This is a genomic window from Duganella sp. CT11-25 (assembly GCF_047302815.1).
GTDB lineage: Bacteria > Pseudomonadota > Gammaproteobacteria > Burkholderiales > Burkholderiaceae_D > Rugamonas.
In genome coordinates, this window is sequence record NZ_JBKBFD010000001.1 from 3,376,258 (window position 1) to 3,392,224 (window position 15,967).

19 protein-coding genes are annotated in these 15,967 nt (G+C 64.3%); 9 read left to right on the forward strand and 10 right to left on the reverse strand.

What is annotated here, in order from left to right:
* Positions 1-33: 33 nt before the first annotated feature.
* The 3 genes from ACEN9F_RS14460 to ACEN9F_RS14470 form a co-directional block, all read right to left on the reverse strand.
* On the reverse strand, positions 34-1,311 hold the full coding sequence (locus ACEN9F_RS14460; RefSeq protein ID WP_413420718.1) for an MFS transporter: 1,278 nt from the start codon (positions 1,309-1,311) through the stop codon (positions 34-36).
* Positions 1,312-1,386: 75 nt separating this feature from the next.
* Complete coding sequence (locus ACEN9F_RS14465; RefSeq protein WP_413420719.1) at positions 1,387-1,713, reverse strand: thioredoxin family protein; 327 nt, start codon at positions 1,711-1,713, stop codon at positions 1,387-1,389.
* Positions 1,710-2,549: a ChaN family lipoprotein gene (locus tag ACEN9F_RS14470; RefSeq protein ID WP_413420720.1), complete on the reverse strand. Its 840-nt coding sequence runs from the start codon at positions 2,547-2,549 to the stop codon at positions 1,710-1,712. Before ACEN9F_RS14470 ends, ACEN9F_RS14465 begins: the two co-directional genes overlap by 4 nt.
* 255 nt (positions 2,550-2,804) lie before the next feature.
* On the opposite strand from ACEN9F_RS14470, the gene ACEN9F_RS14475 reads away from it, so the two are divergent.
* Positions 2,805-3,149 (forward strand): PEP-CTERM sorting domain-containing protein, encoded by a 345-nt coding sequence (locus tag ACEN9F_RS14475; protein WP_413420721.1) that lies wholly within the window; start codon positions 2,805-2,807, stop codon positions 3,147-3,149.
* 48 nt (positions 3,150-3,197) lie between these two features.
* On the opposite strand, the gene ACEN9F_RS14480 is transcribed toward ACEN9F_RS14475, so the two are convergent.
* The 3 genes from ACEN9F_RS14480 to ACEN9F_RS14490 are packed head-to-tail and all read right to left on the reverse strand — an operon-like array spanning position 3,198 to position 5,386.
* Entirely contained in the window at positions 3,198-3,365 is a 168-nt protein-coding gene (locus ACEN9F_RS14480) for a hypothetical protein (RefSeq protein WP_413420722.1), read from the reverse strand.
* Between the two features lie 27 nt (positions 3,366-3,392).
* The gene (locus tag ACEN9F_RS14485) at positions 3,393-3,794 is read right to left on the reverse strand and encodes a DUF3224 domain-containing protein (protein ID WP_413420723.1); all 402 of its coding nucleotides are present in this window, start codon (positions 3,792-3,794) and stop codon (positions 3,393-3,395) included.
* A gap of 11 nt (positions 3,795-3,805) precedes the next feature.
* Positions 3,806-5,386 (reverse strand): sensor histidine kinase, encoded by a 1,581-nt coding sequence (locus ACEN9F_RS14490; protein ID WP_413420724.1) that lies wholly within the window; start codon positions 5,384-5,386, stop codon positions 3,806-3,808.
* A 179-nt stretch (positions 5,387-5,565) separates the two neighbouring features.
* Here ACEN9F_RS14490 and ACEN9F_RS14495 point away from each other — a divergent pair, with 179 nt between their 5' ends.
* Together ACEN9F_RS14495 and ACEN9F_RS14500 are read left to right on the forward strand one after the other, a co-directional pair.
* Positions 5,566-5,913: a hypothetical protein gene (locus ACEN9F_RS14495; protein WP_413420725.1), complete on the forward strand. Its 348-nt coding sequence runs from the start codon at positions 5,566-5,568 to the stop codon at positions 5,911-5,913.
* A complete protein-coding gene (locus ACEN9F_RS14500; protein WP_413420726.1) occupies positions 5,906-6,751 on the forward strand; it encodes an HDOD domain-containing protein in 846 nt (281 codons plus the stop codon). The genes ACEN9F_RS14495 and ACEN9F_RS14500 overlap by 8 nt, the downstream gene beginning before the upstream one ends.
* Before the next feature lie 62 nt (positions 6,752-6,813).
* On the opposite strand, the gene ACEN9F_RS14505 is transcribed toward ACEN9F_RS14500, so the two are convergent.
* Positions 6,814-7,146 carry a hypothetical protein gene (locus ACEN9F_RS14505; RefSeq protein WP_008451968.1) on the reverse strand — a complete coding sequence of 111 codons (333 nt, stop codon included), beginning with the start codon at positions 7,144-7,146 and terminating at the stop codon, positions 6,814-6,816.
* Between the two features lie 318 nt (positions 7,147-7,464).
* Complete coding sequence (locus tag ACEN9F_RS14510) at positions 7,465-7,788, reverse strand: hypothetical protein (protein ID WP_413420727.1); 324 nt, start codon at positions 7,786-7,788, stop codon at positions 7,465-7,467.
* Between the two features lie 151 nt (positions 7,789-7,939).
* Here ACEN9F_RS14510 and ACEN9F_RS14515 point away from each other — a divergent pair, with 151 nt between their 5' ends.
* A complete protein-coding gene (locus ACEN9F_RS14515; RefSeq protein WP_413420728.1) occupies positions 7,940-9,016 on the forward strand; it encodes a PhoH family protein in 1,077 nt (358 codons plus the stop codon).
* The gene (gene ybeY, locus ACEN9F_RS14520; RefSeq protein WP_413420729.1) at positions 9,000-9,467 is read left to right on the forward strand and encodes an rRNA maturation RNase YbeY; all 468 of its coding nucleotides are present in this window, start codon (positions 9,000-9,002) and stop codon (positions 9,465-9,467) included. The genes ACEN9F_RS14515 and ybeY overlap by 17 nt, the downstream gene beginning before the upstream one ends.
* An 11-nt stretch (positions 9,468-9,478) precedes the next feature.
* On the opposite strand, the gene ACEN9F_RS14525 is transcribed toward ybeY, so the two are convergent.
* The gene (locus ACEN9F_RS14525; RefSeq protein ID WP_413420730.1) at positions 9,479-9,781 is read right to left on the reverse strand and encodes a YrhB domain-containing protein; all 303 of its coding nucleotides are present in this window, start codon (positions 9,779-9,781) and stop codon (positions 9,479-9,481) included.
* Positions 9,781-10,164, reverse strand: a complete 384-nt coding sequence (locus ACEN9F_RS14530; protein ID WP_413420731.1) for a toxin glutamine deamidase domain-containing protein — start codon at positions 10,162-10,164, stop codon at positions 9,781-9,783. The genes ACEN9F_RS14525 and ACEN9F_RS14530 overlap by 1 nt, the downstream gene beginning before the upstream one ends.
* Before the next feature lie 183 nt (positions 10,165-10,347).
* Between ACEN9F_RS14530 and ACEN9F_RS14535 the strand changes: the two genes are divergently transcribed.
* The 4 genes from ACEN9F_RS14535 to glyS all read left to right on the forward strand — a co-directional run bounded on the left by ACEN9F_RS14535 (position 10,348) and on the right by glyS (position 15,956).
* Entirely contained in the window at positions 10,348-11,232 is an 885-nt protein-coding gene (locus tag ACEN9F_RS14535) for an HlyC/CorC family transporter (protein ID WP_166106488.1), read from the forward strand.
* Positions 11,232-12,803 (forward strand): apolipoprotein N-acyltransferase, encoded by a 1,572-nt coding sequence (lnt, locus tag ACEN9F_RS14540; RefSeq protein ID WP_413420732.1) that lies wholly within the window; start codon positions 11,232-11,234, stop codon positions 12,801-12,803. Before ACEN9F_RS14535 ends, lnt begins: the two co-directional genes overlap by 1 nt.
* 103 nt (positions 12,804-12,906) lie before the next feature.
* Positions 12,907-13,833 (forward strand): glycine--tRNA ligase subunit alpha, encoded by a 927-nt coding sequence (gene glyQ, locus ACEN9F_RS14545; RefSeq protein ID WP_413420733.1) that lies wholly within the window; start codon positions 12,907-12,909, stop codon positions 13,831-13,833.
* Positions 13,834-13,847: 14 nt separating this feature from the next.
* On the forward strand, positions 13,848-15,956 hold the full coding sequence (gene glyS / locus ACEN9F_RS14550; protein WP_413420734.1) for a glycine--tRNA ligase subunit beta: 2,109 nt from the start codon (positions 13,848-13,850) through the stop codon (positions 15,954-15,956).
* Positions 15,957-15,967: the final 11 nt, after the last annotated feature.

A 15,967-nucleotide genomic window follows, 5' to 3' on the forward strand; every position in this document is an offset into this window, starting at 1 on the left:
GTCAATGTTGTATGATGACTATTTTTACAATATTCACTTGGCCGACTTCGCCAGCACCAGCGCCGCCAGGCTGATCAGCGCTGCGCCCGACAGATAGTAGCCCACATACTGCAGTCCGTAGTTGGTCGCCAGCCAGGTGGCGGCATACGGCGCCAGCGAGGCGCCCAGGATGCCGGCCAGGTTGAAGGTCAGCGAGGCGCCGGTGTAGCGCACCTCGGCCGGGAACAGCTCGGACAGGATGGTGCCCAGCGGGCCGTAGGTCATGCCCATCAGGCCCAGGCCGAGCGACAGGAAGATGGTGACCTGCACGCTGTTGCCGGAGCCGAACATCGGCGCCATCGCCAGGCCGAACACGGCGATCGCGGCCGACACCCAGATCAGCGTGATGCGGCGGCCGTAGCGGTCGGCCCACAGCGCGGCGACCGGGATCGTCAGGCCGAAGAAGATCACGGCGAACAATTGCTGGATCAGGAAATCCTTGCGCGAGAACTTGAGCGCGGTGGTGCCCCAGCTCAGCGCGAACACCGTCATCAGGTAGAACAGCACGAAGGTGGCCAGCGCGATCAGCGTGCCCAGCACCAGCACGCGGCGATGGTCGCGCCAGACGGTGACCATCGGCACTTTGACGCGCTCGTTCTTTTCCAGCACTTTCTGGAAGTCCGGCGTTTCGTGGATCTTCAGGCGGATGTACAGGCCGACGATCACCAGCAGCGAGCTGGCCAGGAAGGGAATGCGCCAGCCGTAGCTGAAGAATTCGGCATCGCTCAGGGTCTGGCTCAGCAGCAGGAAGATGCCGCCCGACAGGAAGAAGCCGATCGGCGCGCCCAGCTGCGGGAACATGCCGTACCAGGCGCGCTTGCCCGGCGGCGCGTTCTCGGTGGCCAGCAGCACCGCGCCGCCCCACTCGCCGCCCAGGCCCAGGCCCTGGCCGAAGCGGCACAGCGCCAGCAGCGCCGGCGCCCAGGTGCCGATCGAGGCGTAGGTCGGCAAGGCGCCGATCACCACGGTCGAGATACCCATCGTCAACAGCGCCGCCACCAGCGTGGCCTTGCGGCCGATGCGGTCGCCGAAGTGGCCGAACACGGCCGAGCCGACCGGGCGCGCGAAGAAGGCGATGGCGAAGGTGGCCAGCGATTGCAGGATGGCGGCGGCGGGGTCGCTGCCGGGGAAGAACAGTTTCGGGAACACCAGCACCGCGGCGGTGGCGTAGATGTAGAAATCGAAGAATTCGATGGTCGTGCCGATCAGGCTGGCGAACAGCACGGTGGCCGGGGAATTGGTCTTGATCGATCCGGAGTGGGACTGACTCATGCTTGACGCTCCTGCGCGGATGGGTGGTGCGGGCCATCATACACACCCCCTCCGCAGCTTGCCAAGCAGATATGATTACACGGCGGTATCGATCTGCGCCAAGGCGGCGGCGATGTCGTCCGCCGCCAACGGCCGCACCAGCCGCGCCACCTCCTGGCCGTCGCGCAGGAAGACCAGCGTCGGCCACAGCTTGACGCGGTAGGAACGCCCCAGCGGCCGGCCGGGGCCGTCCTCGACCTTGTAATGCGCCACGCCGTCGTGGCCGGCGTAAGCCTCGGCCAGCGGCGCCTGCGCGGCCATGCAGTGGCCGCACCAGTTGGCGCCGAACTCCAGCAGGGTGGCGCCCTTCAGGGCGTCGACTTCGGCGCGCTGCGGCGCCTCGCTTGTATAACGTGTCTTCATTTTGCCTTGACTTGTGTGCATGGGTCGCTGCGTTGCTGCGTGGCCACGGTCTGGATGCTGTCGTAGCGGCCGGCATCCTCCCGCCCTTCGGTAAAGCCGATGCTGCGCACCGTCAGTGTAGGCGCAGTCTGGTTGATCCAGCGCGCGACACCGATGTCCTTGCGCACGTGGCCGTTGCCGGCGATCAGCACCACGTCGCGCGGCTGCTGGTCGCGCAGGATCTTGGCCATCCAGATGTCGCGCGCCACCTGGGCCTCGACCATGCCGCCGACCATCATCTCCGGCAGCATATTGCAGTGGCCGACCACGATCTCCTGCTGCTGGGCGCTGCGGATGTCGGCCGGCAGCGGCTGGTCCAGGTGGTAGTCCTTGATGCTTTTCTGGTCGAAGGTGGCCGTCACGCCGTCGCGCACCACGCGCGAGGCGTCGGCGCGCGACAGGTTGGCGGCCACCAGCGGCAGGTGGTAGGTCAGCGCCAGCTGGATCACCGGATAGTACAGCTGCCAGTCCCAGCGCGCGCCGCCGACCACGCGGATCACGCATTGCGCATCCAGGCAGCCCTTCTGGGCCTGGGTCAGCGCATCCTGGCTTTCGCGGTCGAACTGCTCCATGACGATGGCCGGGCGCCAGCCCGCCTCCACCCGCTGGCGCAGCAGCTCGTAGCGCAGCTTGTGGCCCTGGACGTTGTCGTGCACTTCGCCCAGCAGCAGCACCTGGGGATTGCCGGAGGCAAGCTCGCCGGTCTGTGCCGCCGGCTTGCCGCCGCTGGCGCAGCCGCCCAGCAAGACCAGCGCGGCGGCGCCGGCGGTCAACTTCTTGGTGTAGGTGGAAATCATCTGATCTGCGGCGCTAGGCATCCTGTTGCATCGTTGGAGAAGTGTAAATCATCCGCGCCGCTGGCGCAGCGGACGCGGCTGTTGTTGCGGCGCAAAAAATAGATTGCATCCCGAGAAATAAAGATGGCATTATGCTACTGCATGTGGTTTAATGTCAAAACGGTAGGTAATGCAACACTTCGGACCGTGCACTGTAGGTTCTCCATATTAAATAGCCCTTAACGCCCTGTTCATGCTGTGTGCCAGGAGTGTAATGTGAAAGTTTTATCCTTGATTTCGACTGTCTTACTTGCTTTGAGCCTCGCCGGCGCCGCCCCGGCCCAGGCAGCCGCGCCTGCCGCAAACCATATTGCACCTGCAACAATTGAACTCGCACAATGCGACGCCGACAGCCCCGCGCCATGCGGCATCAATGCCAAGGAGAGCAAGGCTGCCGAAGTCGACCTGCATGCCTTGCCGCCGGCGGACCCGAAACAGCAACAGGCGGCCGATCCGGCCGCGCCGGTGCCGGAACCGCAAACCTTTGTCATGCTGATGCTGGGATTGGTGGTGCTGGGTTTTACCTCGCGCCGCCGCAAATCGGAAAAATTCAAAGGCTAAGCGAGCTGCGCCGGCCCCGACAAGAATCCCGCCTGGCGCGGGATTTTTTTATAGGCAGATCGAACGGATATTGCTGAGCGCCACGCCGTGCAGGATGGCGCGGCAGACGCAGCCCAGCTTCTGCCAGCCGTTGTCGGTGGCGATCACCGTAAACAAGCCCACCGCCACCACTATGCCGGCCAGTATCAACAAGCCTTTGATCGTCTCTTTATCCATGCCACATTCTAGCGTGGCGCCATGCGCTTAAGCAACGGCAGACAGCGTATAGTCGAAGTCGTAGTAGTGTTTTCCGCCTTCGATGCGGATATCCAGCGTGCCGCTCAAGCCGGCCAGTTCGTCGCGCCCCGAATCGGGCACCACCGCCACCGTCAAGCCCGGCGCGCCGCGCGTCATGACGCCGGTGTGATGCAGCAAGAAACTGCCGCTGCGGCCCTCCAGCCGGCCCTCCACCCGCTCCATCGCCAGGTAGGCGCCGGACATCAGCGCCCGGTCCATATAGGCCAGCATCTCGCCCTTGCCGCTCGCCTCCAGCGCGCCGTGGTAGCGCTTGTCCAGCGACATGCGGCCGAAGCCGGTCCCGTCCGCCACGGCGGACATGGCTTCGGGGTTCATCTTGACGTCGAATTCTCCGGTAACAACAGGCATGGCGTTTCCTCTCAGGCGTGCAGGCGGGCGTCGGCGGGCGCGGCGGCATCGTCGGCCGGCGTCACGCACGGCATGCGCAGCACGAAGCTGGCGCCCTGCCCCAGCACGCTGGAGACGGTGATGCTGCCGCCGAACTGCTTGGCGATCAGGTTGAAGACGATGTTCAGGCCCAGGCCGGTGCCGCCCTGGCCGCGGCGGGTGGTGACGAAGGGATCGAACACCTTGTCCAGCATGTCCGGCGGGATGCCCTTGCCGTTGTCGGTCACCTGCATCTCGATCCAGTCGGCCTGCTGCGCCACGCCGATCATGATGCGGCCCTCGTCCTCGGCGTCGAAGGCGTGCTCGACGCAATTCAGCGTCAGGTTGGTGATCACCTGCGCCAGCGCGCCCGGATAGCTGTCGAGCATGATGTCCGGCGGGCAGGCGATGCTGACCGTGATGCGGGTCTTCTTCAGCTTGGGCTGCAGGCTGGACACCACCTCGTTGATATAGTCGCGCAATTCGAAGCGGCGGCGCGCCTCGCTGACCTGGTCGACCGCGATCTGCTTGAAGCTGTGGATCAGGTGGGCGGCGCGGTAGGCGTTGTTCATGATCAGGCGCGTGCTTTCGCCGGCCGTCTCCAGGTAGCGCGTGATGTCGGATTTCTTGATGTTGCCGTCCTGGACCGCCAGCTGCACCTTCTCGGTGGCCTCCATCAGCACCGAGGCGCTGGTCAGCGCGATGCCGACCGGCGTGTTGATCTCGTGGGCGACGCCGGCCACCAGCCCGCCCAGCGAGGCCAGGCGCTCGGCCTGCAACAGCGACTCTTGCGTGCGGCGCAGGTCGTCGAGCGCCTTGGTGGTGGCCTGGGCCGACTTGCGGGCCTCGTCCTCGGCCTCGCGGATGCGCTGGATATTCGATTTCACCTTGCGCTGGATGGCGTTGAAGCCGCGGATCACCTCGCCCAGCTCGTCGTGGCGGCTGTCGGGCAGCTCTTCCACCTCGTCGCTGCCGCGCGTGGCCAGGTCGAACAGGCCGTCGCGCAGCTGCTTGAGCGGATCGAACACGATGCGCAGCGACAGCGCCAGCGCCGCCACCAGGATCAAGTCCAGCAGCAGTACCTCGGTGACTTTGCGGCGCACCTCGGCGGCCAGCGTGGCGTCGATCTGCGCGCGGCTGAAGTTGACCACCACGCGGCCGACGATGACCGGCTTGAGCGAGGCGCCGGCGGCGCCGGAATCGCGGTAGGCCAGGTCGGCCACCACCGGCGAACCGGCCACGGCGGCATCGTTCTCGATGGCGCTGATGGTGCCGTTTTCATTGCGCAGCTTGCCGGAGAACAGGCCCACCGAGGTGTCGTAGACGCGGATCGAGACCAGCTCCGGCGGCAGCATTTCGGCGGCGACGATGTTGTCGACCTTGGCCTTGTCCAGGTCCCACAGCGCCGACGGCAGGCTGGTTTGCAGCCGGGTCAGCACGCCCTGGCGCAGGCGCTGGCTGCTGACTTCAAGTTCGTGGCCGAGACTGTATTGCGCGTAGGTGCCGGAAATGCCCAGCACCAGCGTCACGATGACGACGAAAAGCAGCGTCAAGCGGCCTTGAATACCAAACATCTACCAACCTCCCCGACAATATGGATTTGACGGCAACGTCCCAATGTACGGTATGGACTGCGACTTGGCAAGAAATAGGCAAAACCGGCGGATCCGGGCCTTGATCCGGCGCGGCAGACTTTGCAGGCCCGGAATGGTAAGATCGGGAAATATAGTTCAGGAAGCAACCGGGAGGCAGCATGACAGGCAATTATCATCAACTGACGCTGGCGGAGGTGCGGCCGGGCATGATCCTGTCCGACGTGCTGCTCGACGTGCAGGGCCACGTGCTGCTGCCGCAAGGCACGGTGCTGACCGAGGCCATGCTGGCGCTGATGCCGCGCCACGGCATCGCCGTCCTGCCCATCGTCAAGGACGAAGTCTCGCCCGAGCAGGCGGAGGCCACCCTGCATCACCACGAGGCGCGCATCGCCCACCTGTTCCGCAAGAACGACGCCGACAGCGACAGCGACTGGGCCACCGCCACGCTGCGCCGCTTTGTCACCGACTTCCGCCTCGGCATAGAGGAGACGCCCGAACATGAGTAATACGCTGAGTTACGACGACGTGGTGCGCAACCTCGACGACCTGCCGTCGCTGCCGGCGGTGGTGATGGAACTGCTGAACAGCATAGACCAGGACGACATCGATATCTCGGTGCTGGCCAAGAAGGTTTCGCACGACCAGGCGCTGACCGCCAAGACGCTGCGGCTGGCCAATTCCTCGCTGTACGGGCTGCAGGTCAAGGTCACCACCATCCAGCAGGCGATCACCTACCTGGGCTTCCAGACCACGCGCAACCTGATCACGGCGGCCGCCGTCACCGGCTGCTTTGCCGAGGGCCATTGCCCCGGCTTCGACCACAAGGCGTTCTGGCGCCATTCGATCGCCACCGCCGCCTGCGCCAAGGTGCTGGCGCGGCAGATGCGCTTCAACCAGGATTACGCCTTCACGGCCGGGCTGCTGCACGATATCGGCCGGCTGGTGCTGGTGTCGTGCTTCCCGAACCAGTATTCGGAAACCATCGCCTACCGCGCGCAGCATGACTGCTACCTGCTGGAAGCGGAACGCACCGTGCTCGGCGTCGATCACGTCGACGCCGGCCTGGCCTTGGCGGAACATTGGAATTTTTCAGACACGATGCGGCTGGCCATCGGCGGTCACCATGACCCGGAAGCGCCGGGCGCAGGCTTCCTGGCGGCCATCATTCATGTGGCCGACGCTATCGTGCACGCGCTCGATCTGGCGCAGGTGCAGGACGATCTGGTGCCGCCCGTTTCCACCGTGGCCTGGACTGCGCTGGGCCTCGATGAAGAAATCTATCTGCAGTTATTCCGCGAAACGGAGCTGCAGTATGAAGAAATTTCTATGGTGCTGCTGAGCTGAAGCGGCTACCCGCCGGGCCGGCTTTGACCACCGGCGCGGCAAGTGCTGGCGCTGCGGGCACATCAGTGACGCGCGTAGTTGCCTGCTTCAGCCTTTTCAGTGCGTTCCTCTGGTTTCGGACGGCCCTGGGCGTCGGACAGGCGATACTTGGTGCGGCGGTCGCCCATCAAGTCGCGCAGGTCGCGGATGCTCATGCCGGTCACTTCGTGCATGCGGATCAGCAGCGAGGCGCCGACCGGCAGGCGGTGGTGGCGGATCTTGCTGATGACCGGCGGCGCGACTTCCAGCAGGCGCGACAGCGCAGCGTCGTTTTTCAACTGCATCTTGCCGAGCAAGATATCCAGGAGATGGTTGGGGTTGTAGCTTTCCTGGGAAGCGAGAGCGTGGTGTGCCATGATTTTCCTCGTGTGGTTGGGTGTAGAGATAGTGCTAGTCCGAACTTAAGGACAACTTAGGTGCTTTCAATAAAGTTCGCATACTGATGATTGCCTTTCGTGCAAGTTATTCTATGCTTAAAAGGGACCGTTCCCGCCAGCGCGCGCCGAGCGAAGATTGTTCGACATCAATCAGTGGCTAGAAACCTTAGCAACAATGCTATTTCATCACATGGGGCTGGAGGGTGTCGCACGCAAGAACTTGTAGGAAACTGTTACACAAAGCAAGTTCGTCTTTACAAGGCGGCGTGAGCCGGGCGAGCGGCCCGGCGGAGGGGGTCAGGCGGTGGTGTCGATGCGGCTGCCGATGGTGGATTTTTCGGTCTGGCGGCGGTCGGCGTCGGCCTTCTTGTCGGCGGCCTGGGCCGCGCGCCGCTGCGCGGTGGCGGCATCGTCGTTGGCCTGGGCGCGCGCGCGTCCGGCGTCGGCGTTCTGCTCGACGCGCTTTTTCAATTCCACCCCGCTCTTCTCGCTGCGCTCGCCCTGTTCGGCGCGCTGCGCCTGGCGCGCTTCCTGGCTGCGCTGCCCGGCGCGGTCGGCGCGCGCCTCGCGCAGGTTGGCCGCCTGGACCCGGTCCAGCGACGACATCACATTCACCGCCATGTCTTCCTCCCATCGGAAATTGCCAGCAGGCTACTCTTTCACTGTAGAAGCGCCGACCGCCAAAATCAAGGACTATCGCGGTTACGGCCGGTAAATTACGTTAAACTATCGCCTGTGCCGGCAAGGCCGGCCCCTCTCATAAAGCATCCCATTGAAAACCAAAACTCCAGTCCAGCCGCACTACTTTGTCCCGGAGCCGCTCGATAACGCGCGCCTGGCCCATTTGTGCGGCCCCCTCGACGAAAACCTGCGCCAGATTTCCGCCGCGCTGGACGTCACCATTTTCCGTCGCGGCGAGAAATTCATCGTCAGCGGCCACAACGCCGAACGCGCGGTGCAGATCCTCGAACAGTTCTATGCGGTCGCCAACAAGATCGTGCCGATCGAGGAAGTGCAACTGGCGCTGGTCGAGCAGCGCGCCAACGTCCACGCCGCCATCGCCGCCAGCGGCGGCGACAAGCCGCACGCGGCGGTCGACGTCATCGCGCCGTTCGTCGAACCGGACATCAACAGCCCTATCCTGAAAACCCGCCGCGCCGACCTGCGCGGCCGCACGCCGCACCAGATCCGTTACCTGCGCAACATCCTGGAACACGACATCAGCTTCGGCGTCGGCCCGGCCGGCACCGGCAAGACCTACCTGGCCGTGGCCTGCGCGGTCGATGCGCTGGAGCGCGACGCCGTCAAGCGCATCATCCTGACCCGCCCCGCCGTCGAAGCGGGCGAGCGCCTGGGCTTCCTGCCGGGCGACCTGGCGCAAAAGGTCGACCCGTACCTGCGCCCGCTGTACGACGCGCTGTACGACCTGCTGGGCTTTGACCGCACGCAGAAAATGTTCGAGAAGCAAGTCATCGAAATCGCGCCGCTGGCGTATATGCGCGGCCGCACGCTGAACCATGCGTTCGTGATCCTCGACGAGGCGCAGAACACCACCGTCGAGCAGATGAAGATGTTCCTGACCCGCATCGGCTTCGGCAGCAAGGCCGTGGTCACCGGCGACATCACGCAGGTCGATCTGCACAAGAGCCAGAAGAGCGGCCTGGTCGACGCCATCCAGGTCTTGAAGGACGTGCGCGGCATCGCCTTCAGCCACTTCAACAGCGAAGACGTGGTGCGCCATCCGCTGGTCGCGCGCATCGTCGACGCCTACGAAACGGCGCACAACCACGAAGCCGAGATCGCCCCGTTACTCAAAGCCACCGCTCTTAAAAATGTCCGCAAAAAATAAACTGGCGCTGTCGGTGCAATATCCCGACACGCGCCTGCAGGAAACCATCACCCGTCCCAAAATCCGCCGCTGGGTGCAGGCCGCGCTGTTCGCGCCGGCCGAGCTGACCATCCGCTTCGTCGACGCCGAGGAAGGCCGCACGCTGAACCGCGAATACCGCGGCAAGGACTACGCCACCAACGTGCTGACCTTCGCCTACAACGAAGGCGAGGAAGAGCTGCCGGACGACGCCCCGACCCAGGCCGACATCATCCTCTGCACCGACGTGCTGGAGCGGGAAGCGGCCGAGCAAAAGAAGACCGTGGAGGAACACGCCGCCCACCTGATCGTCCACGGCGTGCTGCACGCCCAGGGCTACGACCACATGGACGATGAAGAGGCCACCGAGATGGAAGGCATCGAAACCGAGATCCTGGCCGGCCTCGGCATGGCCGACCCGTACGCGGAATAACTCCGATCAGATCAAGCCGCCCACCCGGTATTCAGCTGATGTATTTGCATCACGGCCTCTTGCCATGGCACCGATGCAGGCAACATAGCAACCTGTCCACTCCGCAGAACCAAAAGAGGGCCGTTACCGGCCAGTGCAGACATGGAGTCCTGGGTACGGACGTAATCTGACGAATTAAAGAAAAATACCCAGCCCTGTTCCATCTCTCGCGTTTCGCCGGAAAGAATCTCAAATTCGTCACCAGAAGCGAGGGCAAGTTCACGGACTTTCGCTTGCGCTATTTTTAAAGCTGCACTGTGGTTGATCGTATCCATTAGTTAGTCCTCAAAAAGCGAAATTCGGCATAGCCGGTGAGTGCCGCCGCAGTTCCTGTTTGTCCATCGAGAAAGCGAATGGTACCGTGTTGATTGACTGCGTTAAAGACATGCCCAACGCCGCTACTCCTCATGCCAAAAACAATCGCACGGCTGCCTGAGCCTGGGGCCGACAGCGCTTCAACTACTTTGCCAATATCCACCGGCACACTGAATTTTGCTCCAAATATCTGCTCAAGTGCACCGATCTTGTATGGGCCGCCAAGTAAAGCCGATGCTGGGCGACCAGCCCAAAGCGCGTCCGTCGCAATGGCGCAATTAACACAATTCATAGTGCCACGGCCGGGATTAATGGCCCGGATGGAGCCTGCAAACATACTCATGTCGCATCCGCCATACTGAACAATCCGTATAGCATGCTCCGTGTGCATACCGGGGGCGCTGAGAAAGCACAAGAGAAAACAATTCGGCCATGCCATCAAACCTGCTGTTTTTTTGACAAAAACCAGTCCCTTCCCGCTTTTGGTGTATCCTATACCCCTTCGAAACAACGGCTCACGCCTCCTATGCAAGAGCACTCTAGTAGCGTCAAGACTGACGCTAAACCCCATCGGTCACTGTTTGAACGCCTGACCGCACTGATTTCCCCCGAGCCAGAGAACCGAGCGGAACTGCTTGAAGTTCTGCACGATGCCCACGAACGCAACCTGATCGACGCCGACGCCTTGTCGATGATCGAAGGCGTGTTCCAGGTCTCCGACTTGTCCGCCCGTGACATCATGATTCCCCGCTCGCAGATGGATGTCATCGACATCTCCAAGCCGATCGAGGAGTGGATGCCCGCGGTGCTGCAGACCGCCCACTCGCGCTTCCCCGCCATCGAAGGCGAGCGCGACAAGGTGATCGGCATCCTGCTGGCCAAGGACCTGCTGCGCTACTACGCCGAAGAATCGTTCGACGTGCGCGACATGCTGCGCCCGGCCATCTTCATTCCAGAATCCAAACGCCTGAATGTGCTGCTGCGCGACTTCCGCGCCAACCACAACCACATGGCGATCGTGGTCGACGAGTACAGCGGCGTGGCCGGCCTGATCACCATCGAGGACGTGCTGGAGCAGATCGTCGGCGACATCGAGGACGAATACGACTTCGACGAGGAAGAGGACAACATCCTGTCGATCAAGGAAGGCGTGCACGGCCCGCGCTGGCGCATCAAGGCGCTGACCGAGATCGAGCAGTTCAACGAGGAACTCGACACCGCGCTGCCCGACGACGACGCCGACACCATCGGCGGCCTGGTCTCCAAGCACCTGGGCCGCATGGCGCACAAGGGCGACACCTTCGACATGGACGGCATGCGCTTTGAAGTGCTGCGCGCCGACGCCCGCCAGATCCACGTGCTGCTGGTGGAAAAACTGCCGCCGGCGGCAGCCGAAGGCGACGACGCATAATGCGCTTTCGCCGCGCCCGTCCCAACGATCCCCCCAAGCCGCAACGCAGTACCCGGGGCCGGATGATCATCACCGGCCTGGCCGGCGCGCTGTGCGTATTCGCCTTTGCGCCGTTCGGCTGGTGGCCGTTGGAGATCCTCGGCCTGGCGACCCTGTTCTACCAGGTGCTGCGCAGCGCCGACGTCAAGGCCGCCGCGCTGATCGGCTGGGCCTTCGGCTTCGGCTGGACCGCCGCCGGCACCCACTGGCTCTACGTTTCCCTGCACACCTACGGCGCCATGCCGGCGCCGCTGGCGGTGGCCGCCGTACTGCTGCTGGCCGCCGCCATGGGCATCTACGTCGCGCTGGCGATGGGCGGCGCGGCCTGGCTGCGCAAGCGCTGGGCGCTGCCGCTGCCGGCCGCCAACCTGCTGGTGCTGCCGGCCATGTGGGCGCTGTTCGAATGGATACGCGGCTGGCTGTTCACCGGCTTCCCGTGGCTGTCGGCCGGCTACGCCCACAATCACAGCCCGCTGGCCGGCTACGCACCCATCATCGGCATGTACGGCCTGGGCTGGCTGGCGGCGGTGATCGCCGGCGCCCTGCTGTTGCTGCTGCACCGCACCCGCCTGCAAGCCGGCGCGCTGATCCTCGCCATCTCGGCGGCCGGCGCGGGCCTGGGCTTCCTGCAGTGGACCTACCCGGAAGGTAAGCCGATCTCGGTGCGCCTGCTGCAGGGGAATATCCCGCAAGACGAAAAATTCAACGGCGCCCACGTGATGGCGACGATGAAGCTGTACCAGGACGCCATCATGGCGGCGCCGGCCGACCTGATCGCCACGCCGGAAACGGCGGTCGTCATGCTGCCGCAGCAACTGCCGCCGGACTACCTGTCCGGCATCGCCCAGTTCCTGAACCAGACCAACAGCAACCTGATCCTCGGCATCCCGATGGCCGACAGCCAGACCGCCTACTTCAACAGCGTGATCGGCATTCCGTCCAGGCTCGGCACCAGCTACTACCGCTACGACAAGCACCACCTGGTGCCGTACGGCGAATTCATTCCGCTCGGCTTCCGCTGGTTCGTCAACCTGATGTCGATCCCGCTGGGCGACATGACCAGCGGCCGCGAGATCCAGCCGGCGTTCGCCATCAAGGACCAGCGCGTGCTGCCGAACATTTGCTACGAAGACTTGTTCGGCGAAGAAATCGCCGCCCAGCTGAACCACCCGGCGCAGGGCCAGAAGCCCGCCACCATGCTGCTCAACACCTCGAACCTGGCCTGGTTTGGCGACACCATCGCCATCCCGCAGCATTTGCAGATCTCGCAGATGCGCACGCTGGAAACCGGCCGCCCGATGCTGAGGGCCACCAACACCGGCGCCACCGCCATCATCAATGGCGCCGGCGTGATCGTCCAGCAGTTGCCGGTCAACACCTATGGCGTGCTGGCGGCGCAGGTGCAAGGCACGGCCGGCAGCACCCCGTACATCCTGTGGGGGAACAAGCTGTTCCTGGCGCTGGCCGCGCTGTCGCTGGCTGGCGCATGGTTTTGGGCGCGACGCGCAAAAAACCGGCCAAAAGCCGCTTAATCTCTACAGGCTCCCTGTAAAACCCGCTAAAATTGCCGCTTTAGCGAAACCGCAACCGCGCGCTGTCCAGTGCTAACTGAGTGCGCGCCACCGACCAAACAAGATGCTGACATTTCAACAAATTATCCTGACCTTGCAAACCTACTGGGACAAGCAAGGCTGCGCCCTGCTCCAGCCCTACGACATGGAAGTCGGCGCCGGCACCTTCCACACCGGCACCTTCCTGCGCGCGATCGGCCCGGAGCCTTGGCGCGCCGCCTACGTGCAGCCGTCGCGCCGCCCGAAGGACGGCCGCTATGGCGAGAACCCGAACCGCGGCCAGCACTACTACCAGTACCAGGTGGTGATGAAGCCGGCGCCGGAAAACATCCTCGACCTGTACCTGGGTTCGCTGGAAGCGCTGGGCCTGGACCTGAAGCAAAACGATGTCCGCTTCGTCGAGGACGACTGGGAATCGCCGACCCTCGGCGCCTGGGGCCTGGGTTGGGAAGTCTGGCTGAACGGCATGGAAGTGACGCAGTTCACCTACTTCCAGCAAGTCGGCGGCCTCGATTGCAAGCCGGTGCTGGGCGAGATCACCTACGGCATCGAGCGCCTGGCCATGTACCTGCAGGGCGTCGAGAATATGTACGACCTGGTCTGGACCACCTGGGAAGAAAACGGGGTGACCAAGACGCTCAAGTACGGCGACGTGTTCCATCAAAATGAAGTCGAGCAGTCGGCCTACAACTTCGAGCATTCGAACACCGAGCTGCTGTTCTCGCAGTTTAACAACCATGAATCGGAAGCCAAGCGCCTGATCGAAGCGCAGCTGACGCTGCCCGCCTACGAGCAGATCATGAAGGCTTCGCACAGCTTCAACCTGCTGGACGCGCGCGGCGCCATCTCCGTGACCGAGCGCGCCGCCTACATCGGCCGCGTGCGCGCCCTGTCGCGTCTGGTCGCACAAGCCTACTACGATTCGCGCGAGCGCCTGGGCTTCCCTATGGCGCCAGCCGCCGCTGTCGCCGCCCCTTCGGCCGCTGAATAAACGATATAAACGATATGACTCAAACTCTGCTCATCGAACTGCTGACCGAAGAACTGCCGCCGAAGGCGCTCGCCAAACTGGGCGCGGCCTTCGCCGACGGCATCGTCAAAGGCCTGAAATCGCGCGACTTCCTGGAACACGACAGCGTCGCCACCGCCTACGCCACGCCGCGCCGCCTGGCCGTGTCCATCACCAGGGTGCGCGCCACCTCGCCGGACAAATCGATCCGCGAAAAAGTGCTGCCGGTGTCGGTCGCGCTGGACGCCGCCGGCAACGGCACGCCGCCGCTGGCCAAGAAACTGGCCGCGCTGGGCTTCCCCAACCTGACCGTGGCCGAACTGGAACGCGCGCAGGACGGCAAGGCCGACAGCTTCTTCTACACCTACACCGCGGCCGGCAGCGCGCTGCAATCGGGCCTGCAAACCGCGCTGGAAGAATCCGTGGCCAAGCTGCCGATTCCGAAAGTGATGAGCTACCAGCGTCCGGACGGGGCCACCGTGCAGTTCGTGCGTCCGGCCCACAGCCTGATCGCGCTGCACGGCGCCACCGTCGTGCCATTGACCCTGCTGGGCCTGACCGCATCGAACGTCAGCGAAGGCCACCGCTTCCTGACCGCGCCGGGCAAGCGCGCCATCACCATCGCCAACGCCGACAGCTACGCCGCCACGCTGGCGACCGAAGGCAAGGTGCTGGCCGGCGTCGAACAGCGCAAGGAACAGATCCGCGCCGAGCTGCTGGCCAAGGCCGGCGCCGACCAGGTGCTGATGCCTGAATCGCTGCTGGACGAGGTGGCCGCGCTGGTCGAATGGCCGGTGGTCTACGAGTGCAAGTTTGAGGAAGAATTCCTGGCCGTGCCGCAGGAATGCCTGATCCTGACCATGCAGACCAACCAGAAATACTTCGCGCTGACCGATGCCAACGGCAAGCTGCGCTCGCGCTTCCTGATCGTCTCCAACATCGCCACCGACACGCCGACCGCCATCATCGACGGCAACGAGCGCGTGGTGCGTCCGCGCCTGTCCGACGCCAAGTTCTTCTTCGAGCAGGACAAGAAGAAGACGCTGGAATCGCGCCTGCCGCTGCTGAAGAACGTGGTCTACCACAACAAGCTGGGCACGCAGGCCGAGCGCAGCGAGCGCGTCACCGCGCTGGCCGGCGCCATCGCCGCCAAGCTGGATGCCGACGTCACGCTGGTGCAGCGCGCCGCGCGCCTGTCCAAGGCCGACCTGCTGACCGACATGGTCGGCGAGTTCCCCGAGCTGCAAGGCATCATGGGCACCTACTACGCCCGCAACGACGGCGAGCCGGAAGACGTGGCGCTGGCCGCCTCCGAACACTACCAGCCGCGCTTCGCCGGCGACGCCCTGCCGTCCACCGTCACCGGCACCGCCGTGGCGCTGGCCGACAAGCTGGAAACCCTGGTCGGCATCTGGGCCATCGGCCTGGGCCCGACCGGCGACAAGGATCCGTTCGCGCTGCGCCGCCACGCGCTGGGCGTGCTGCGCATGCTGATCGAGAAGCGCCTGCCGCTGTCGATCTCCGGCCTGCTGGCCGACGCCGCCGGCCTGTTCGCCTCGGTGGCCGGCTTCAAGGACCCGAGCGCCGACGTCGCGACCTTCATGTTCGACCGCCTGCGCGGCATCCTGCGCGAGCGCGGCTTCTCGCCGAACGAGATCGAGGCCGTGGTGGCGCAGAACCCGGACCGCCTGGACGACATCGTGCAGCGCCTGGAGGCCGTGCAAGCCTTCGCCGCGCTGGCCGAATCGGCCTCGCTGGCCGCCGCCAACAAGCGCATCACCAACATCCTGAAGAAGAACGAGGAAGCGCTGGCCGCCGCCGGCAACACCGGCGTCAACGTCTCGCTGCTGCAGGACCTGGCGGAGAAGAACCTCAACGCCGCCGTGGTGCGCGTGCTGCCTGAAATCGACGCGGCGTTCAACCGCGGCGACTTCGCCGGCACGCTGAAGACGCTGGCGCAATTGCGCGACGACGTCGACGCCTTCTTCAACGACGTCATGGTCATGGCCGAAGACGTCGCCCTGCGCAACAACCGTCTGGCGCTGCTCTCCTCCCTGCACGGGATGATGAACCGCGTGGCCGACATCTCGAAACTGGCGGCTTAAATGGGTGCGCC